The organism is Nonomuraea sp. NPDC049129, assembly GCF_040648495.1.
Taxonomy (GTDB): domain Bacteria; phylum Actinomycetota; class Actinomycetes; order Streptosporangiales; family Streptosporangiaceae; genus Nonomuraea.
Genome location: NZ_JBEZDU010000011.1, coordinates 278,946 through 298,535, shown reverse-complemented (window position 1 = coordinate 298,535; position 19,590 = coordinate 278,946). Strand labels below are relative to the sequence as shown.

At 66.9% G+C, this 19,590-nt stretch carries 18 protein-coding genes and 1 tRNA gene; 10 read left to right on the top strand and 9 right to left on the bottom strand.

Annotated elements, in window-relative coordinates:
• Nucleotides 1-20 precede the first annotated feature (20 nt).
• From AB0B64_RS32985 to AB0B64_RS32975, 3 genes are all read right to left on the bottom strand, one after another.
• Nucleotides 21-1,154: a gala protein gene (locus AB0B64_RS32985; RefSeq protein ID WP_358182034.1), complete on the bottom strand. Its 1,134-nt coding sequence runs from the start codon at nucleotides 1,152-1,154 to the stop codon at nucleotides 21-23.
• On the bottom strand, nucleotides 1,154-2,689 hold the full coding sequence (locus AB0B64_RS32980; RefSeq protein ID WP_358182031.1) for an SDR family NAD(P)-dependent oxidoreductase: 1,536 nt from the start codon (nucleotides 2,687-2,689) through the stop codon (nucleotides 1,154-1,156). Before AB0B64_RS32980 ends, AB0B64_RS32985 begins: the two co-directional genes overlap by 1 nt.
• 26 nt (nucleotides 2,690-2,715) lie before the next feature.
• Nucleotides 2,716-2,787: transfer RNA gene (locus tag AB0B64_RS32975), tRNA-OTHER, on the bottom strand.
• Between the two features lie 119 nt (nucleotides 2,788-2,906).
• Here AB0B64_RS32975 and AB0B64_RS32970 point away from each other — a divergent pair.
• Nucleotides 2,907-4,568 carry an alpha-amylase family protein gene (locus AB0B64_RS32970; RefSeq protein WP_357957829.1) on the top strand — a complete coding sequence of 554 codons (1,662 nt, stop codon included), beginning with the start codon at nucleotides 2,907-2,909 and terminating at the stop codon, nucleotides 4,566-4,568.
• A gap of 26 nt (nucleotides 4,569-4,594) precedes the next feature.
• Here the strand turns inward: AB0B64_RS32970 and AB0B64_RS32965 are convergent, their stop codons facing one another.
• Genes AB0B64_RS32965 through AB0B64_RS32955 form a run of 3 tightly spaced genes read right to left on the bottom strand, consistent with a single transcriptional unit; the run spans nucleotide 4,595 to nucleotide 6,482 of the window.
• Nucleotides 4,595-5,143: a hypothetical protein gene (locus tag AB0B64_RS32965; protein ID WP_358182027.1), complete on the bottom strand. Its 549-nt coding sequence runs from the start codon at nucleotides 5,141-5,143 to the stop codon at nucleotides 4,595-4,597.
• Nucleotides 5,092-5,979, bottom strand: a complete 888-nt coding sequence (locus AB0B64_RS32960) for an AAA family ATPase (RefSeq protein WP_358182025.1) — start codon at nucleotides 5,977-5,979, stop codon at nucleotides 5,092-5,094. The genes AB0B64_RS32965 and AB0B64_RS32960 overlap by 52 nt, the downstream gene beginning before the upstream one ends.
• Nucleotides 5,976-6,482 (bottom strand): hypothetical protein, encoded by a 507-nt coding sequence (locus AB0B64_RS32955; protein WP_357957823.1) that lies wholly within the window; start codon nucleotides 6,480-6,482, stop codon nucleotides 5,976-5,978. Before AB0B64_RS32955 ends, AB0B64_RS32960 begins: the two co-directional genes overlap by 4 nt.
• A 205-nt stretch (nucleotides 6,483-6,687) precedes the next feature.
• Between AB0B64_RS32955 and AB0B64_RS32950 the strand changes: the two genes are divergently transcribed.
• Complete coding sequence (locus AB0B64_RS32950) at nucleotides 6,688-8,430, top strand: 5'-nucleotidase C-terminal domain-containing protein (RefSeq protein ID WP_358182022.1); 1,743 nt, start codon at nucleotides 6,688-6,690, stop codon at nucleotides 8,428-8,430.
• Nucleotides 8,431-8,475: 45 nt separating this feature from the next.
• Here the strand turns inward: AB0B64_RS32950 and sigJ are convergent, their stop codons facing one another.
• Nucleotides 8,476-9,384, bottom strand: a complete 909-nt coding sequence (sigJ, locus tag AB0B64_RS32945; RefSeq protein WP_358182019.1) for an RNA polymerase sigma factor SigJ — start codon at nucleotides 9,382-9,384, stop codon at nucleotides 8,476-8,478.
• Between the two features lie 213 nt (nucleotides 9,385-9,597).
• Between sigJ and AB0B64_RS32940 the strand changes: the two genes are divergently transcribed.
• The 3 genes from AB0B64_RS32940 (at nucleotide 9,598) to AB0B64_RS32930 (ending at nucleotide 12,287) form a co-directional block, all read left to right on the top strand.
• Entirely contained in the window at nucleotides 9,598-10,191 is a 594-nt protein-coding gene (locus tag AB0B64_RS32940) for a dihydrofolate reductase family protein (protein WP_358182016.1), read from the top strand.
• Nucleotides 10,188-11,108: an NAD(P)-dependent oxidoreductase gene (locus tag AB0B64_RS32935; RefSeq protein ID WP_358182013.1), complete on the top strand. Its 921-nt coding sequence runs from the start codon at nucleotides 10,188-10,190 to the stop codon at nucleotides 11,106-11,108. The genes AB0B64_RS32940 and AB0B64_RS32935 overlap by 4 nt, the downstream gene beginning before the upstream one ends.
• A gap of 117 nt (nucleotides 11,109-11,225) precedes the next feature.
• Nucleotides 11,226-12,287, top strand: coding sequence for an LUD domain-containing protein (locus AB0B64_RS32930; protein WP_357957813.1), 1,062 nt, complete (start codon nucleotides 11,226-11,228; stop codon nucleotides 12,285-12,287).
• Nucleotides 12,288-12,509: 222 nt separating this feature from the next.
• Here AB0B64_RS32930 and AB0B64_RS32925 read toward each other — a convergent pair whose 3' ends face one another.
• The gene (locus tag AB0B64_RS32925; protein ID WP_357957812.1) at nucleotides 12,510-12,953 is read right to left on the bottom strand and encodes an ATP-binding protein; all 444 of its coding nucleotides are present in this window, start codon (nucleotides 12,951-12,953) and stop codon (nucleotides 12,510-12,512) included.
• Nucleotides 12,954-13,136: 183 nt separating this feature from the next.
• Here AB0B64_RS32925 and AB0B64_RS32920 point away from each other — a divergent pair, with 183 nt between their 5' ends.
• The 5 genes from AB0B64_RS32920 to AB0B64_RS32900 all read left to right on the top strand — a co-directional run bounded on the left by AB0B64_RS32920 (nucleotide 13,137) and on the right by AB0B64_RS32900 (nucleotide 18,184).
• The gene (locus AB0B64_RS32920; RefSeq protein WP_358182180.1) at nucleotides 13,137-13,958 is read left to right on the top strand and encodes a helix-turn-helix transcriptional regulator; all 822 of its coding nucleotides are present in this window, start codon (nucleotides 13,137-13,139) and stop codon (nucleotides 13,956-13,958) included.
• Nucleotides 13,951-14,169, top strand: a complete 219-nt coding sequence (locus tag AB0B64_RS32915; RefSeq protein ID WP_357957810.1) for a DUF397 domain-containing protein — start codon at nucleotides 13,951-13,953, stop codon at nucleotides 14,167-14,169. The genes AB0B64_RS32920 and AB0B64_RS32915 overlap by 8 nt, the downstream gene beginning before the upstream one ends.
• 345 nt (nucleotides 14,170-14,514) lie before the next feature.
• On the top strand, nucleotides 14,515-17,085 hold the full coding sequence (locus AB0B64_RS32910; RefSeq protein ID WP_358182010.1) for a DNRLRE domain-containing protein: 2,571 nt from the start codon (nucleotides 14,515-14,517) through the stop codon (nucleotides 17,083-17,085).
• Complete coding sequence (locus tag AB0B64_RS32905; protein WP_358182007.1) at nucleotides 17,082-17,558, top strand: hypothetical protein; 477 nt, start codon at nucleotides 17,082-17,084, stop codon at nucleotides 17,556-17,558. The genes AB0B64_RS32910 and AB0B64_RS32905 overlap by 4 nt, the downstream gene beginning before the upstream one ends.
• A gap of 185 nt (nucleotides 17,559-17,743) precedes the next feature.
• The gene (locus tag AB0B64_RS32900; protein WP_357957804.1) at nucleotides 17,744-18,184 is read left to right on the top strand and encodes a hypothetical protein; all 441 of its coding nucleotides are present in this window, start codon (nucleotides 17,744-17,746) and stop codon (nucleotides 18,182-18,184) included.
• Between the two features lie 152 nt (nucleotides 18,185-18,336).
• Here AB0B64_RS32900 and AB0B64_RS32895 read toward each other — a convergent pair whose 3' ends face one another.
• Nucleotides 18,337-19,068, bottom strand: a complete 732-nt coding sequence (locus tag AB0B64_RS32895; RefSeq protein ID WP_357957801.1) for a hypothetical protein — start codon at nucleotides 19,066-19,068, stop codon at nucleotides 18,337-18,339.
• Between the last annotated feature and the right edge of the window lie 522 nt (nucleotides 19,069-19,590).

Genomic DNA, 19,590 nt, shown 5'->3' with positions numbered 1-19,590 from the left:
GGCCGGTGGGGGCGCCGCGCTCACCGGTAGAGGCTCCCGATCGCGTGCAGGTCCGGATGGGTCCGGGCGGCGGGACGGAGCCGTGGCGCCAGCGCACGCTTCACCTGGCGGGGCACGCCGGGGCCGAACCCGACGTATTCCAGACGGGTGTCGTCGGGAACGGCGGCCAGCAGGGCCTTGGCGCCCCGGCCGGTGATCCCGGTCCGGCGCAGCTCCAGCCGGCGCAGCGGGCTGCCGGGCAGAGCCGCGGCCAGCGCGGCCGCGCCCGTGTCGCCGGTGACGTTCGCGGGCGCGCCGAGGCTCCGCTCCGATGGCGGACGTCCCAGGTCGAGTGCCTCGATGCCGCTGAGCGCGTCGGCCAGCGCGCGTGCGCCGTCCGGCCCGATGCCGTTGCCGCCGAGGCCCAGGCGCACCGGCCGGGCGGGGTCGGCCGCGGTGGCGAGCGTGGCCGCACCGGCGTCGCCGAGATGGTTCGCCGGAAGGTAGAGCTCGCGTACCCCGGCGTCCCGGATCAGCGCGGCCAGCAGGCCGCCGGATTCCGAGCCCAGCCCGTTGCCGCCCAGAAACAGCCGTTCGACCGGATTCGGCCGCTCGGTGAGCACGGCCAGCAGCGCCCGCAGCCCCTCCTGCGTGAGCCCGGTGTTGACCAGGTCGAGCGTGCGGATCGTGGTGTTCTGGCGCAGCATCGCGGCGAGGGCGAGAACTCCGTCGTCGCCCACCGGGTTCCGCTTGAGCCACAGGGCGCGCACGGTGGTGTCCGTGGTCAGCCGACCGGCGAGCGCCTCGGCGCCCGCCGCGTCGATGCGGTTGCAGCCGAGGTAGAGAGTCTCCAGGCCGTGGCCGGGAACGAGCGCGTCGGCGATGGTCCGGGCTCCATCGTTGCCGATGGCGTTGGTGCCCAGCAGCAGATGGACGGCGTGCGGCGAGGCCACCGCGGCCGGGAGCAGCCGCGCCGCACCAGCCGGGCCGAGGCCCTGCTTGCACAGATCGACCCGGCCATCGGGCCGTACGGTGCCGAGCGGGAAGGTCTCGTCGGCCGCCACCCGGGTCGGTGCGGCCAGCCGGGCGACCAGCGGACCCAGGTCCGTCAGATCGGCCGGCGGCACGTCAACGTGCTCGATCGCGGGGCAGCGTACGGGCGTCGGCTCCATCATCACCAATCCACCGGTCGGTAGTCCTTCAAGAACAGGCCGGACATCCGGTTCCCGCCCACACCGCGCACGATCGGGTCGTAGACCCGGGCGGCGCCGTCGATGACGTCCAGCGGCGGGCGGAACCCTGCCTCCCGCTGCGCGGTCTTGTCCGGATGGGGGCGTTCGTCGGTGACCCAGCCAGTGTCGACGCTGTTCATGTAGATGCCCGAGGCCGCATAGTCCGCGGCGGCGGTGCGGGTCAGCATGTTCAGGGCGGCCTTGGCCATGTTGGTGTGCGGATGGCGGACGGTCTTCTGCTCCCGGGAAAAGCTGCCCTCCATCGCCGAGACCTGCACGACGTACCGGTCCGGCCACGGCGAGGCCTCGAGCAGACCGCGCAGCCGGGACGTCAGCAAGAACGGCGCGAAGGAGTTCACCAACTGGACCTCCAGCCACTCGGCCGGGTCCACCTCGTGCAGCCGGAGACTCCAGCTGTTGCGATCGCGCAGGTCCAGCGGCTGACCGGTCTCGTCCGTCCGCCCGGCGGGGAACAGCGCCTCCAGGGCGTCCCGTCGCGTGACAGCTTGCCCGGAGCCCGATGGAGTCGCGACCGCCGGCGCGAGTTCCGGCCGCGCGGCAACGGCGGGCGCGGCTGTTCCCGATACGTCCGGCACGTCGATCCGCGCGGCGACGGCGGGCGCGACCATCTCCGATATGTCCGCCACGTCGATCCGCGCGGCCAGGCCGCTCAGCGGGGCGCGCTCCGCCGCGCGCACCTCGCGGTGGTACGCGCCGGGTCGGCGGATCGTCTGGGCCGCGTTGTTGACGAGGATGTCGAGATGACTGAACCGCCGCTGAACGGACTCCAGCAGACCCGCGACGGCCGCCAGGTCGAGCAGGTCGACACCGTGGACGTGTACCCGGTCCAGCCAGGCTTCGGCGTCGGGCACGGCCGCGAACCGACGGGCGGCATCCCGCGGAAAGCGGGTGGTGACCAGGACGTCCGCGCCGTCGCGCAGCAGCTTCAGCGTCAGCTGGAAACCGATCTTCACCCGGCCGCCGGTCACGATCGCCCGGCGGCCACGCAGGTCGCAGTGGGCGTGCCGACGGGCCAGATTCTCCTCGGCGCAGTCCGGGCACAGCAGGTGGTATTCCGGATGCACCTGCTGGTAGGCGGACTTGCAGACGTAACAGCGTCGCGTGCCCACCAGCGGGCGCCGTGTCGGCGCGTCACCCGGCGGATTCTGGGGGCCCGTCGGGGATGCCGGCGGCACGAGCGCGGGGGATGGATCCTGCTCTCGATAGCGCGTCGTGGCCGCCGTGGCCTCGTGGTCGCGTCGCCTGCGCTCGGCGTGCCGCGACGCCTTTCGGGTCTTCTTCCCCGCCCGGTACAGGTGCGCCGCGGCCTCGTGCACGGCCGCCCATTGAGGATCGGCCGGATCCGCCGCGCGTGCCTGGGCCATCACCCGCAGGCAGGTCTCGACCTCAGCGGGGTTGGGGAGGGTTCCTGATTCGGGCGGCGGTGTCCCGGTCCAGTCAGGATCGACGACCGACACCCACACCCCCACTCCGCGATTTGGGGCAAGGCTGGTCGGATTCGAACCGACGTCCTCCAACCTGCTGTAAGGCGCGACGACCTCTGCGCTACAGCCTTGCCGCTGGAGATCTTAGCGACATTCAATGGCCACTACGGGCGTATGGGACCTGTCCGGCTTATGTGGATGAGAGTCGCGTTCCGGAATGTGTGCGCCGCCGCTGGGTAGCGGTCGCGTCATGCGACTGACCTACACGTCTGATCTGTGGTGGAAGAATGCCGTTGTCTATTGTCTCGACGTCGAGACGTTCAAGGACGGCAACGACGACGGGGTCGGCGACTTCCGGGGGCTCACGCAGGAGATCGACTACCTGGCGGGGCTCGGGGTCACCTGTCTGTGGCTGATGCCGTTCTTCCCCACCCCCAACAGGGACGACGGCTACGACATCACCGACTTCTACGCCATCGACCCGAGGCTCGGGACGCTGGGCGACTTCGTGGAGTTCATGCGCACCGCCAAGGACCGCGGCCTGCGGGTGATCGCGGACCTGGTCGTGAACCACACCTCCGACCAGCATCCCTGGTTCATCGAGTCGCGCTCCAGCAAGAAGTCGCCGAAGCGCGACTGGTACGTCTGGTCGGACAAGCCGGAACCCGACGATCCCAAGCAGGTGGTCTTCCCCGACAAGGAGGACAGCATCTGGCAGCTCGACACCTCCACCGGCCAGTACTACCTGCACAGCTTCTACCGCCACCAGCCCGACCTGAACGTCAGCAACCCCGAGGTCCGCGATGAGATCGCCCGGATCCTGGGTTTCTGGATGGAGCTCGGGCTGTCGGGGTTCAGGGTCGACGCGGTGCCGTTCCTCATCGAGAACGTCCAGCCCCAGCTTGCCGACCCGCACGAGTTCCTGGCGGACCTGCGCGCCTTCATGACCCGCCGCGAGGGCGCCTCGGTGCTGCTCGGCGAGGTCAACCTGCCCTACAAGGGCCTGCTCCCGTACTTCGGCGACGGACTCGGCGACCAGCTCACCATGTGCTTCGACTTCATCGGCATGCAGCGCGCGTGGCTGGCACTGGCGCGCGGCGAGGCCGAGCCGCTCGCCGACGCGCTCAGCTCTCGCCCCAAACCGCCCAAGGACTGCCAGTGGGCGATGTTCCTCCGCAACCACGACGAGCTGACGCTGGACAAGCTCACGGACAAGGAACGCCAGGAGATCTTCCAGGCGTTCGGCCCCGAGGAGGACATGCAGATCTACGGCCGTGGCCTGCGCCGACGCCTGCCGACCATGATGGGCGGGGACATGCGCCGCATCAAGATGGCCTACAGCCTGCTCTTCTCCCTCCCCGGCACCCCCGTCATGTTCTACGGCGAAGAGATCGGCATGGGCGAGAACCTCAAGGCGGAGGGCCGCATGGCCGTACGGACGCCGATGCAGTGGTCACCGGACGGCGGCTTCACCCGCGGCACCCCCGAACGCGAGATGCCGGAGGCCGCCTTCGCGCCCGCTCGCATCAACGTGGCCGACCAGAAGCGGGACAACGACTCGTTGCTGCGCTGGTTCCAGCTGCTCATCGAGCGCTACCGGGAGTGCCCCGAGCTGGCCTGGGGCGACTGCACGGTGCTGGAGACGGCCGATCCGGCGATCCTGGCGCACCGCTCCGACGCCGACGGCGCCACGGTGGTGGCGATCCACAACCTCGGCGAAACCGCCCAGGACGTGGAGCTGAAGCTGGTGGGCCTGGAGACGCACACGCTCACGGACCTCCTGGTGGACGGGACGCTGGAGGTCTCGGAGGAGGGCGTGGCCCGGCTGACGATGGACCCGCACGGCTGCCGCTGGCTGCGCGCCTCACCGAAGGAGATCCCCGCCGAGGACGCCTCGGTCAAGTCTCACTGAAGACGCTGTGGCCGCAGCAGCCGGTTTCAGGCGACCATGCTGAAGTCCACGGTTATCTCATCCAGCTCGGGAATCATCATCTTCGTCCCGGATTGCTGGCCGGCCCATGTTTTTGGCTGGGCAGTGACGAAGCCGAGCGCCTGCTGAACTTGGGATCGCCAAGAATGCGAGGTCCCTGAGATGTAGTAGACATATACATGGGAACGCAAGGAGCCGCCCTTGCTCTTGACGTATCGGTCGTAAAGAAGGAGTGCTTCGTCCAATTCTATGGACGTGCCCTCGGCCCACCGCTGATCGTACGTGATCGTCGTCCGCCCCGCTGTCATGTGCAGCTGGTAGCGCGTCCAATCAATGTGCAGCGCGAGCTGGCACCAGATGGACCCGTAGTCGTCTTCCCCGCATATTGTTACTTTTTCTATCCATTGATTCTGGATGCCTCTGCATACTTTCTCGATGGTCGAAGAGGGGGTGTACGTACGGCGAAGCGCAGTTCGGACCTGCGAGATCACGGCATCCATCCGTGTCAGGGTGAAGGTGGTGGTTTCCGTTCTTGATCTTGTGTAGGTGTAGGCCACGAGCTGCTCCATAGATGGTTGACATAGCTACTGGCGGCACGGATGACACGTCCGGTGGCGATTACTCTGGGTAGCGTGACGTTCCCGGGTATCTTCGGCTGGAGCCCATGAGCAAGCCGCTCCAGGGCCTCGCGTGGACCAATGGCGGCGATGTGCTCCCAGAGCAGGTCATCGGCTAGATCGTTACGTATGGCGGAAAAGAAGGCTATGGGCATGTCGGGAAACTCGTCGAGCAACTGCGCGCAGTCGCCCCGAAGCTCGGGGAACATACTCGCGACTACTTCGGATTTCTCGATCCGGGTCGGCGCCCATGGAAACGGGCGCATACGTCCCGGCCGGATCAGCGGGCCGTACAGCTTGGTGAAGTCATTGCCGGTGATGATGATCGGCACGCGCTTGACTCTTTGACCGTCCACGTGCTGCGGAAAATCTGCCAAGTGCATGAGCTCGCCAAATATGTTCTGTCTGTTGACCGTATACTGCACCATGTCGCCCCAGTTGCCGATGGCGGCGTCGATGTCATTGAAAATCAACGCCACCGGCCGGAGGCCCCGGCTGCTGCTCGCCCGCATTCTTGCGCACGCCAAATATTTTTCGCGCACCAGCCTGGCCGGCTCGCCGGCCTCCACGCTCTCCAGTTCGCCACCCGAGACGAGGCTGGTTTCGATTCCCAGACGTTCCATGAGTTTTTCGCACTGATATGTCTTGCCTTCCCCGGAGGGGCCGTGGATGCCGAGAATCAGGGGCACCGAAGGCTCGGGCTCGGGCATCAGATTCTTGTACAGGTGCAGAGTCACTTCGCGGTGAAATCTGGACGGTATTCTTGCGTCGGTCATGCATTATCCGTCTCGGACTGCCCGCTGCGGCGCCTATGTACGCGTTGCTTCATCGCCTCCAGCTCGGTGCGCCATAGATCTGAATGCAGATCATCTTTGGCGACCTGTTCATACTGGACGGCAGTAGCCGGGTTCAACGGCAGGCCGAGAGCCGCTCTTCGTTGATTGACGATATCGTTCAACCGGGCGAGGCGATCGGTGAGGATCTGCTCTTGGAGTTCGGGGGTGTTCTTCTTGGCCACCTGCCGGGCGAGTTTGACGCCGCCAAGCGGGCCGACGGTGAGATCGGGGTCGCGTTTGATGATCTCTGCTATTTCGGTCATCACCTTTCGGACGACCTCATCAAGTTGCTCGGTGCTCAGCGCTGCACGTTCTCGGGCGATAGAGGCGGCGGCGGCTTCGATCTCCTGCTTTCTTGCGGCATCCCGCTTGCCTCGGATGAGGTCGACCAGGAGAGATTGAACGACGCCTTGAGCTACTGCGATCACGAACTCAACGATCATGATTTCCCCGCAGGGTGAAGGATGGAGTCGCTTCTAGAAACCGAGTGTCTACGAACTGGGCATCCGTGGTCAATGGGCATGGAGCGCCACTTTGCCACTGCCTTCATAGGGGAGAATGTGGCATTTATCCAGTAAGTACGATTTTATGGGACGAAGCCTAGGGTCCGTGATCCATGGGTTATGCGCCGCAATTACTGTCAACGCCATGCACACCATGAAGCTTGGGGCCGTCGCGCTGACCGCGCTGGCCCTGATGGGCGTACCCGCGAACGCGACCGGTGACAAGACCATCACCGTCACCGTGATGGGCACCTCCGACATCCACGGCAACGTCCTCAACTGGGACTACTACAAGGACGCGGCCTACGCCGACAGCGCCGGCAACAACGTCGGCCTGGCCAAGGTGTCGACGCTGGTCAACAAGGTGCGAGCGGAGCGTGGCGCCGGTCGGACGCTGCTGTTCGACTCGGGTGACACCATCCAGGGCACCCCGCTGGCGTACTACTACGCCAAGGTCGAGCCGATCACCAGGAACGGCCCGGTCCACCCGATGGCCAAGGCCATGAACGCCATCGGCTACGACGCCGTCACCCTGGGGAACCACGAGTTCAACTACGGCCTGCCCCTGCTGGCCACCTGGATCCACCAGATGAGGGCCCCGGTGCTCGGGGCGAACGCCGTCAGCGCGAAGACCGGCCGGCCCGCCTACCTGCCGTTCGTGATCAAGACCATGAACGTCAAGGGCGACAAGCCGGTCAAGGTGGGTGTGCTCGGCCTGACCAACCCGGGTGTCGCGATCTGGGACAAGGCGAACGTCGAGGGCAAACTCCGCTTCACCGACCTGGTGGCGTCGGCCAAGAAGTGGGTGCCGATCATCCGTGGGCTGGGCGCCGACGTGGTCGTGGTGACCGCGCACGCGGGCGACAACGGCATGTCGTCGTACGGCGGCGACCTGCCCGTGGAGAACGCCTCCGCCATGGTCGCGGAGCAGGTGCCGGGCATCGACGCGGTGCTGTTCGGGCACGCGCACAACGACGTGGCCCAGCAGTTCGTCACGAACCAGGCCACCGGCAAGCAGGTCCTGCTCACTGAGCCGAGCAAGTGGGGCCAGCGCCTCAGCGTGATCGACTTCCAGCTCGCCAAACAGCGCGGCAGATGGACGGTCACCGGCAAGTCCTCGGCCACACGCAACACGAACACGGTCGCCGAGGACCCGAAGATCACCGCCCTGCTCAAGCCGCAGCACGACGCCACGGTCGGCTACGTCAACAAGGTCGTGGCCAAGTCGTCGGAGCAGCTCTCGGCCGCCGAGTCCCCCTACAAGGACACCCCGATCCTCGACTACATCCAGCAGGTCCAGGTCGAGACCGTCAAGCAGGCCCTGCCGGACAACCAGCTCCCGGTCCTGTCGATCGCCGCGCCGTTCAGCCGGACCGCCGTCTTCCCCGCCGGCGACATCCGGGTGCGTGATGTGGCCGGGTTGTACGTGTACGACAACACGCTGCTGGCCGTGAAGCTGACGGGCGCCCAGATCAAGGACTACCTGGAGTACTCCGCCAAGTACTTCAACCAGCTGGCTCCCGGCGACCCCGTGGACGTCGCCAAGCTCACGAACGCCGGCAACACGCCGGACTACAACTACGACCAGCTGTCGGGCGTGTCGTACGACATCGACATCGCCAAGCCGGTGGGTCAGCGGATCGCGAACCTCACTTACGAGGGCGCGCCGGTGCCGGCGGACAAGGAGTTCGTGGTCGCGATCAACAACTACCGGCAGTCGGGCGGCGGCGGGTTCCCGCACGTCGCGGGCGCGCCGGTCCTGTACAACGCCCAGGTGGAGATCCGCCAGGCGCTGATCGACTACGCGACGGCCAAGGGCACGATCAACCCGGCCGACTTCGCCGCCGCCAACTGGCGCCTGACGCGTGACGGCGCGCCGGTCTTCTGACGCACGGCAAGCAGCGGACCGGCAGGGCTGAGGCGCGGACGCGCTTCAGCCCGTCGTCCAGCGACGCAGTTTGTCGGGATTGCGGACCACCCAGATGCGCTTGATCCGATCGTCCACGACCTCGAACGCGAACACCGTCACGGTGGTGCCGTCTTCCTGAGCCACCAGACCGGGCTGACCGTTGACCGTACGTTCCAGGAACGTCATGTTGCCCGGCAGCCGGTCGGCCAGCTCGATCCAGGCGTGCGCGATCTGCTCGCCGCCTTCGATGGGATGCAGGAAGGTGATGGCAGAGCCGCCGCCGTCGGCGATCGCCGTGGCGTCGGGATCGAGCAGGCCGATGAGGGCGTCGATGTCCTTGGCCTGCCATGCCTGCTTGAAGTCCCTGACGACGCCGGCGCGCTGGGCCGCCGGAGTCGCGGAAGGCCGCGCGGCCCGGATACGGCGGCGGGCCGAGGAGGCCAGCTGGCGGCAGGCCGCCGGGGTACGGCCGACGATCTCGGCCACTTCGGCGAAGGAGTGGCAGAAGACGTCGTGCAGGATGAACGCGACGCGCTCGGCCGGGGTCATCGACTCCAGCACGACCAGGAAGGCCAGGTTGACCGACTCATCCAGGGTGACCCGGTCGGCCGGGTCGACCATGGTGTCGCTCGTGACCCACTCCGTACGTTCGGGCAGCGGCTCAGGGAGCCATTCGCCCACGTAGGTCTCACGCCGTGACCGGGCCGAGCCGAGCAGATTGAGGCAGATGCGGCTGGTGACCGTCGTCAGCCAGGCGCCGGGGGATTCGATGGCGTCCTGCTGCTGCGGGGACATGGCGCACCAGCGGGCGTAGGTCTCTTGGACGGCATCCTCGGCCTCGGCCAGGGAGCCCAGGAGCCGGTACGCGACATTGATCAGCTGACGCCGCTCGCTCATGATCGCGCTCAGTCCCGGATCGGGTGGGGTGGTCATGGTGTAGCCGGCTCCTTTGGTCGCATCTGCCCTCATCGGTTTCGACAAGACAGCCCACCGGAATGTGAGGTCGTGGTGTCGGCGTACGTGGCCACCACGTGGTGCCCGCGTACCCGGCACGTGGCCGGCACGGATGCCTCCCGCCTCACCTGAACGGCAGGCTCGATACCGAATCGTCGGCTTCCCCATGCCGGCTGATCCGGAAGGAAAGACATGAGCAAGGTCATCAGCGCCCACGCCGTCTCGGTCGACGGCTACATCACCGGCCGCGGCCCCGGCGCCGGACGCGGCCTCGGCGACGCGAACATGCTGTTCGACTGGTACTTCAACGGCGACACACCCAGCCAGACGTTCGACGGATTCAACCTCAGCGAGCCCAGCGCCCGCCTCTTCGACATTCTCGCCGGACGCGTGGGCGCGATCGTGGCCGGCCGCAACACCTACGACGACTCCGACCACTTCGGCGGCGGCAGCCCGCACCCGGCAGCCCCGCTGATCCTCCTCAGCCACCGACCGGCCCCAGAAATCACCGAGCGGCAGACCCTGATCACCACCGGCATCCAGGACGCGATCGCGGTCGCCCGCCAGTTCGCCGATGGCAAGGATGTCGGCCTCATGGGCGGCGGCGTGCTGGCCGCCGCGCTGGAAGCGGGCCTCGTCGACGAGGTGATCCTCCACCAGGTGCCCGTCCTGCTGGGCGCCGGCCGCCCCTTCTTCCAGGAGCTCCCGAAACACGTACACCTCCGTCTGCTGGAGGCCGTCCCGGCCCCCGGCGTGACCCACCTGCGCTACGAGGTGGCCCGATGATCCTCATCACCGGAGGGCTCGGCATGATCGGTGCCCACACCGCCCGCGCCCTCGTCGACCTCGGACACCAGGTCGTCGTCACCGCACACCGCCGCACCAAGGTCCCCTCGTTCCTGGCCGGCCGGGTCACCGTGGAATCCCTGGACGTCACCGACCGGGACGCCTTCCTGGCCCTGGCCGATCGCCACGACATCAGCGACATCGTCCACCTCGCCGGCAGCATCCCTGACAAGGACCCGGTCACCTTCTTCCGTACGGACACGATCGGCCTGCTCAACGCGCTGGACGCCGCCCGCGCCTGGGGCGTGCGCAGATTCGCCGTCGCCAGCAGCCTCGGCGTGTACATCGGCGCGGCCGAGACCCGCTGGCACGAGGAGCTCGCGCTGCCCACCGCGGACCTGCCGCACCTGATCATCGCCTTCAAGAAGGCCGTCGAGCCGCTCACCACGCACAGCCTCCAGGGCAGCGGCGTCCAGCCGGTCGTGCTCCGGATCGGGAGCATCTGGGGACCGCTGATGGACCCGGAATCACCGTTCAACCCCATCCCGCCGTACATCAACGCCGCACTCCGCGGTGAACAGCCGCAGCCGCTGTACGCCGACGACGGCGGCGACAGCTGCTACGCACCCGACGCCGGGCGCGCGATCGCCCTGCTGATGACCACGGAAACCCTGCGGCACACCACCTACAACGTCTCCAGCGGCCGGCCGTTCACCAACAGCGAGCTCGTGGACGCCGTACGGGCGATCACCCCCGGCTCGCGGCCCGACCTCCTGCCCGGACGACGGAACGGCCCCGGAGACGACCCCTACCTCGACATCACCCGGCTCACCCACGACACCGGCTTCACCCCGGCCTTCGACGTCGGCACGGCGGTCGCCGACTACATCGCCTGGCGCGCCGACAACCCCCGCTGAAGGGGCACTCTCAGCGGATCCTCACATTCAGCGGGGTTGCGTTGTCGAACCGATGAGACGAACACGCCACCCACGAAGCCGTCGTACACCGGCTTCGAGGCGACCAGGAGGAAACCGATGAGCGACTTTCAGGCCATCGCCGACCGCGTCGAGATCGAGGCGCTGCGCGCCGAGTTCACCGACGCGGCGATGATGCGCGACCGCCCCCGCCTCGCGTCCCTGTTCACCCACGATGGCGCGCTGCGGATACCCACTATCCCCGAGATGGTCGGCCGGGAGCAGATCCGCTCCGAGGGCGAGCGACTGCAGAGCCAGTGGGACTTCTTCGTGCAGAACACGCACCCGGGCACGATCCAGCTGGACGGCGACACGGCGACCGGCCGCGCCTACATCCAAGAGATCGCACGTACCCAGGACGGCCGCGAGGGCGTGAACTACGCCGTCTACCACGACCGCTACCAGCGCACCGGCGAGGGTTGGAAGTTCACGGAGCGGGCCTACGAGGTCAGATACCTCGACACCACCCCGCTGGCAGGCTCGGCGCCCCGCACGGCCGAGGCGCCCGTTGCCGCGCCGTTTGCCGACCGGGCGTCCGATCAGCGCCTGGAGCGGGCGGCCGCCGCGCTGACCGCACACGGTTTCACCGTGGAAATCCTCGACGACGCCGCCGCCGCGCGTACCCGCGTCAACGACCTGATCCCGGAGGGCGCCAGCGTGTTCACCGGGGCCAGCGAAACCCTCCGCCTGTCCGGCATCGATGAGGACATCAACACCAGCGGCCGATACAAGTCCGTCAAGGCAAGCAGCACGACCATGGACCGTGCGACCCAACTGGCCGAGATCTGGCGGATGATCGCCTGCCCCGACGTCATCGTGGGCAGCGTCGCCGCGGTCACCGAGACCGGATCCCTTGTGGCCGCCTCGGCCAGCGGCAGCCAACTGGCCGGTTACTCGGGCGCCGCGCCCCGCGCGATCTGGATCGTCGGGGCACAGAAGGTGGTCCCCGACCTGAGCACCGCACTGCGACGCGTCGAAGACCACTGCCTTCCGCTGGAGAACGAGCGCGCCATGAAGGCATACGGGCAGCCCAGCGCTCTGAACCGCCTTCTCATCCTCAACGCGGAACCCAACCCAGGCCGCGGCACCGTCCTGCTGCTCCGCGAAGCCATCGGTTTCTGAACCACCAGGAGCGGTTTAGCAGGCGTGACGGCGCCGTCCCTCCAGATTTCGCCGCCACGCCCGTTCTAGCGGACTCTTCCGGACAACAATCCCGTCCAGATCGCCCGAGCCTCATTGATCGGCCGGATAGAGCTCTCATGTACTTCGTGCCTGCGGTCGCGTTGGATGGCCCGGCGTGTGAACGCCTGCCCCGCCCAGCGTCGGTCCAGGTGGGTGCACCTGTCAGGTGTGGGGATCTATGGGAATTCGGGCGTGAACCATGCGTTCATGACTCTCGGTCAGGCTCGTATCCCAGGCGCCGTGGCAGATATGATCAACGATCTGTAGTCCCCTGCCTCCCACTACGAGACCGTCCAAGTCCCGCGAGTCTGCGCAGCGCCGTTGCGGATATTCGGTGGGATGTCCAGGATCCGTCACTGTCACGCGCACCGACGTGGGATCCATATCGATGCTGAGCTGAACCCATTGCCGACCCGGACGGAAATGCGCATGCGTCACGGAGTTGGTCACCAATTCGGAGACCACCAACTCGACATCCTCCAGCAGTTCACTTTTCAGCCCCAAGCCGAGGGCTGACCATATGCGCACGATTTGGCGGGCTTGGCGTGGAGTGTCGGGGCTGGCGCGAAGCAACGTCCGGTGTGTTTGGGAGCTATGTGCATACATGGATCCACCCTGGGGTGAGGACATATCTGGGGCATCGAGACTTACGGCCCCAAGATTTCGGTAGGCCCTCTCAGAATGGCGTTACCTCCCTGTCCAGTCCGCAAAAGTAGGCGTACAGTTCCTTCCGGATTCACTGGGTGGCCGTAAGTGGGGGAGTACGGGGAGAGGTTCGAAAGGGTTGTTATGGCCGAAAATGGGCAGGATCCTGGTAGGAAGGCATGGAAGGAATTCGCCTCCCGCCTACGTTCGTACCGGACGGAACAAGGGTTGAGCCAAGAGCGTCTAGCGGAGCGACTTCCCTACAGCGAGAGCGCCGTGGGGCACGTTGAGCGCATGATGCGCAAGCCGAGCGAAGCGCTGACACGAGAGATCGAGAAAGCTCTTGGCCTCCACGGGCAGCTCCTGGAGCTCCTCCCGCAGATACACAACTCTCTCGGGCCGAAGTGGTTCCAGGAGTGGCCACGTGTGGAGGCCGCCGCGCACACCATACGTACCTCGGAGCCGATGATCATCCCCGGTCTGCTCCAGACGGAAAGCTACGCTAGGCAAGTATTCCTCGGCGAACCAGGCGCGACCGAAGACCAAGCTGAGAAGGCGGTACAGCTTCGAATTCGACGACAGTCTGTTTTTCTCCGAAAGCCACCTCCGATGTATTCGACCCTGGTCGATGAAAACGTTCTGCACCGACCGGTGGGCGGGAAAGAGGTGATGCGCGAACAGCTTGCGAAAATCCTAGAGATCCTCAATCCTCCTTACGTCACACTCAGGGTGCTACCCCTTGCGGCAGGGCTGACCACGGGCCTGCTGGGCGCGTTCGAGGTGGCTACTATGAGGGACGGCGGACCTGACCACGCCTATATAGAGAGCGCTGAGGAAGGTCGAGTAACCAATCGCACTCAGACCGTGCAAGCGCTTATTGTGCGATGGGATGCCCTGTCCAACATGGCGCATCCCGTTGACGCCAGCAGGGAGATCATACGCGAGGTGATGAGCCGCTATGAGTAACACACCAGGTCTGCCGGTAGGGGTCTGGACCAAGGCGAAAGCGTCGGGTGGCAACGGCGGTAGCTGTGTCGAGGTGATGCGGCGCGCCGACGACTCGGTTCTGGTGAGGGACACCAAGGATCACGGATCGGGGCCCGTTCTGGCGTTCACTCACGCAGAGTGGTCAGCCTTCCTGGACGGGGCCGGTAAGGGAGAGTTCGACCTCTCCTAGCTCACTTTCCGTAGAAGGGGTTCGGCTTGAGCCGGGCCCCTTTTGCCTGCCTGAGATTTCCTACGCCGGAAGTATGGGAGGCATCCGTACACGCCATGCTGCGGAAACCCACGCTCTGGTCATCGCGCCATGACTCAGCGTTGATCTTGCCGCACAGCCGTTCGCGATCTACGCTCACTCCGAGTTTTCCGGATTGTCAGGATCTTCATGGAGATGGCGCCTTTGCGGTTTACACGGTCGTTACGAAGCTCAGCTCTCGCCGTCACAGCGAGTGCGGCCCTCGCCGCCTCGATCCTCAACCCCCCGCCCGTCCAAGCACAACAAGCTGGCCCGTCGCCTGTTTCCATGGAGGCCGCGACCAAGCAGCTACCAGGTGAGATCCTGGGCGCCGCCACAGAATCTCGGCGAGTGGTCCGTCGGCAGGACGGGCAGGTGATCATCGAAACCTGGTCCCGACCCGTGCGACTCAAGCAGAACAACGGAGCGTGGGCCTGGATCGATACGGGGCTCGTCGAGAAGGACGGCGCTTTTCGGCCGAAACTCGTGAAGGCTTCGCTCGCTTTCACGGCAGGCGGACAGTCCGAACCGTTCGCCCAGTTGTCGACCGCCGGAGGTCAATCGCTGGCCCTGTCATGGCCGACGCCGCTCCCGCGCCCTCAGATCTCGGCGAACCGAGCGACGTACGACCTGGGCGACGGCGCCCAGCTTGTGGTCAGCGCCATGGCAGCGGGATTCCGCTACGAGATCGTCCTCCAGCGTCGTCCGACGATACCCCTGGACCTCACACTTCCCGTGCAGGTGAAGGGCGCCTCGTCCGGCGAGCGGCGGGAGGAGCTCGTGGACGCTCAGGGGCGAACCGTTCTGCGAGCGTTGACGCCCCGCCTGCACATCAAGCCAGGACGGCGGACGGCCACGAAATCAGCCCCCAGCGCGTTCAAGAGCGAGCAGTCCGGCGACAACCTGCGGGTGGCGCTGGACGGCGCCAAGCTGGACACCGCGGCCTTCCCCGTGACGATCAGCGGCTCGGTCGCGATGCCGACGAGTGCGGACGTGGACGTCTCCGACGAGGGCGGCACAGGCGACCCGTCTTCGCCGTTGCTGATGACCGGCGGCATCTTCGGCATACGCAACCGCGGCCTGCTGCGCTTCGACACCATGGCTCTCACGGGTCAGCGCATCATCGACGCGAAATTGTCGGTGGTGAACACCGATGGCCCGGGCTGCGGAGAGAGTGGAGACGGCATCCAGGTCCGGCGGACCACCAGCCGCTGGGATCCGTACAACCTCACCTGGGCCAACAAGCCGGCCACGACCACCGAGGGCGCCACGATCGTCACCCAGTCCCACGCCAGCGACTGCGGCAGAGGGACACTCGACTGGCCTGTCAAGGAGATCGCCGCAGCATGGGCGAGCGGCAGCCCTAACTATGGGCTCACACTGCAGGAGCCGAACGAGGCCAACACCTCCGACAACTTCCGCGAGCTCGCCTCCACCGAGTACGGCGACCCCGGCACCGAGGTGCCGAAGCTGACGGTCGTCACCCAACCGGTCCCGGCACCCCAGGTGCTGTACCCGGCGGGACCCGACGGGGTGGAAGTGTTCACCGCGCCCGCGGACTGGAAGCTGGACGGGCTACCGGTCTCCTCAGAGAACGTGCACGCGTTGAACGGCGCTGACAACCGTGCACAGGCCAACGCCACCACCTTGGCCCCGCCCTACTTCGACCCGGCCAGCGGGCGGGTGGTCGCTCCCGCGACGCCGGCGGGCAAGGACACCGCGAGCAAGGTGCTGAGCGGGATCGCGGTGGACAACGGCGACGCCGACGAGACCCTCGCGATCGGTTTCGAGAACGAGGATTCACCGGCGGCCAGGACTGCCGCAGTGGCCGCCGCGGAAACCCCGTACTCGATCACTCCCCGATACGCCGAGGTCGCCAACAGCTACCAGGCGCTGAACACCATCACCGACCAGGTGCTCGACCTGGACGAGACGATCCCGGCGGGAACCGCGCTGTTCGCCACGCAAATCTGGCCCCAGCGCAATCTGGCCGTGGTGCAGTCCACCGACGCATCCGCGGGGCTACGTAAGGCATTGGCGGACCGGTACGGCACGTACAACGTCGCCATCTGGCTGCGGTCGGAGAGTGACCGTCCGCGCCTGGACGTCGGCACGACATCCTCCGCCTCCACCTCCGCCGCGGACACCCGGCAGAAGGACACGGGAAAGCTCAACGGCGGCTCAGCGTTCTCTTCCTCCAATCCCGACGGCACCGAAGGGGGGTGCACGACTGGATTCGCCATGGGGACTGCGGCCGACCACCTCATGGTGAGCGCCGGGCACTGCGTTGTGTCTGACGGAATCACGAGCGCTGGTGTCGTCGAATGGACGAACTGGGTGGCCGGTCAAGGAACGATCAAACTGCCGAATCAGCCCACCTATTATGGCGACGTGTCCCTGATACAGACGGTACTCGGCCGGGTCACCAGCCCCACCATCTTCATCGGTGGCAGGGACTCAGCAGAAAAGCAATGGGTGGGCGGGCGATTCTCGGTCCCCGCGCGAGAAACAGACCAGTACTGCGTCGGCGGTGCCAGCCCGGATACAAAGACCCTGTCCAACGGACAGATCTGCGGCTTCAAGGTCACCGACATCGGCTGGAAGGTCGAGGGCTCGAAGCCGAAGAGCACGACACGCTGGCTTCAGGTTGGTAAGAAATCCGGCCGGTGCACGATCAGGGGCGACTCGGGCGCTCCGGTCTACACCTTCCGCAAGGGCGATGGATACGTGGTGGCCAAGGGCATCCACCACGGCAGCAACAACGTCGATAACAAGCCTAGCGTGTCCACCTGCGTGAACTACTTCACCGACATCCATGACGTGATGAAGGCAGTCGGCAAGGACGTCTACAAGAAATGAACCCCCTGGGCCCGTCCTTCCTGTGGCGCATGTTCTGCCTCCTGGTGCTGGCCGTCGCCGTCTCCATGGTGGCTGGCATGCGGGAGTCCCGGCCGGTCGAACCGCCCTTTCCCGGGCGGATCGACACGGTCATGGTGGAAGGACGGGTCCTCATCCTGCAGGTCTTCGGCGGGGCGAGCGACCCGGCATGTCTCCAGACCGACAAAGTCGAAGCCGTCGAGTCCGAGGCGAGTGTTCGGCTTCGGATAGTGCTTCGCGATGCCTGCCCGCCCCCCGAGCGCACGCTGCTGGAGATGTGGCGGGACAAGTTGTGGCCGCCTGCCGTGCTCGACATCCTCCGTGGCGTCGAAGTGCCCGTCCTACTCGAGCGGCCCTTGGGACGCAGGAAGGTCGTCGACGAGACAGGCCGCGAGCTCCGGGTCTGCCCGATCACGGGCTCGCGACGGAAGACCATGCAACAGTGCCTGACGTAGGTGCGGGTGCCGAACGCTGCAGCCAAGCTCCCTCGGAGGTCAGTCCAACCGGCCTCCGACAGGTGATCACCGACCTGCTCCATCGAGACCGCCGCAGCAAGCTCTCCGGTCTACGGGCTCTCGCACGCCGCTCCGGTGTAATTCTCTGAGCTTCCCATCCGACTTGGGTGGCGAGGAGAAGCGATTTGGCCATCTGCGTGTTGGTGAGTGGCGCCGCGTTCCGCGCTTTTCGAGCGCGCTTCGCCGCCGCACTGGCCGCCGACCGCGGCGTTCCCGTGGCCCTGGGCGACCTGCGGCACCCGCCGCTGGCTCCCGGCTCGCTGGCCGGGTTGTGGTCGGTCGCGGCCCTCCTGCACGTACCGGCCGCCGAGACCGTCCCCACGCTGCGCGCCTGGCACGCGGCCCTGCGCCCTGGGGGCGTGCTCGGGCTGAGCACCTCGGCCGGCGACGGCGAGGTCTGGGAGCCGGTCCCGCACGACAAAGGGCTCCAGCGCTGGTTCGTACACCGCGAGCCGCGCACGCTGCTCGCGATCCTCGCCGAGATCGGCTTCGAGGTACGCGAGCACGCCGAGAACACCACCCACCGCACGTGGCTCAGCGTGCTCGCCATCCGCCACGAGGTTTGACCATCCACTGTCCCACGCTCACCATCACCGTGCGAATCGGCAAGGCCGGCAGCATACTGCTCGACGACCGCGTCCACGTCACCCTGCTCAAGCTCCACCTGGGCCGAGTTGATCTCGTGCTCGGCCGCGCCGACGTGCTTGTGAAGTAGCGATCAGACGGCCAAGTCGTCGGGGTCGGACCTCGTTCCCGTGTCGAACCTCGCCGTCACGGGCGCCGCGCTCCAGTCGCTCACCTCATCGCCCCTGTCGACGCGCAGCAGCCGCGCCTGCATGACGTCCGTCAACCGGTCGGCGCCGGGCAGGAACTCCGGGCCGTTGACGAAGTGCATGACGGCCCCGACGACGTCCTGACGGTCGTCCTCGTCGAGGTCCTCGGCGTCGAACGGCCTCCAGCCCGTCGCGGTGGCCGCCGCGAGAAGGCGAGCCGGGTCGTGGACGTGCACCTCCAGCAGGCTGATCGTGCGTACGACCGGCCCGGGGAAGGCCTCGAGGCGGGCATCACCCGGTGTGCGGCTCTCAAGGTCGCCACCGAGGCCGGCCGAGTCGCCGCGGCCCCGCCGCAGGGACTCCCACGTGGCGGCCAGCTCGGGGGCGTCGGCCCAGGTCCCGTTCACGACATCGGCCAGCGTACGACGGAAGGAGGCGGCGGGCGCGTCGGGCAGAGCCGCCGCGATCCGCTCCGACTCAGCGCGGGCGGCGGGGCCCAGGCCGTTCTCCAGCACCGAGGAGAGAAGGTAGGCGGCGTGCTGAGCGACGGCTGGATCGGTGCAGGTCAGTACGGCATGCAGGGTCGCGGGCTGACCGGAGCGCTCGACGAGGGCGTACACCCTGCTCTTGGCGCGGGTGTGCTCGCAGTGGAAGGCGCGAGGGACGGCAGAAGTCACGATCGGGTTCTCCATCAACGTGAGGTACGTGGAAAACCGCTGGTGGGCGTGGTACGGCCACGCCCCCTGACGGAGAAGTCCTGCCCGCTGGTGCTGCTGGTACGGCCAGCTGCCCGGTTCGGTGTTTGCATCGTACCGCTTGGGTGTTGTTTCGGGTGGCTGCGCGTCGACTGGACCAGCCGGGGGCGAATTGGTCGCGGGGCGAGCTCGTGTGGGTGAGCGCGTCGCTCAAGCGATTCGAACCACGGGCGAGGGTTGTCGGGACCGACCTCGTTGACCCCGGCCGGCGCAGCCGCTACTGCCGGGCGGCCGGGCCGTGGCCACTTAGGTCACCTCTTCAACGCGACTTTGGTTGCTGCCGGACCGTCCCGGTGACCGGCTACGCTCTGCGGCTATGTCGTGGCCACCGCGCAGGACCTGCGGCCCAGCCTGCTCCGGTCGCGCCGCGACCGTGCCGTCGCCGGGAGCGGCTTCCTGCTGCTGCGGGCGAGAGATATCGATGGCGCGGCGCGCGATGAGTTT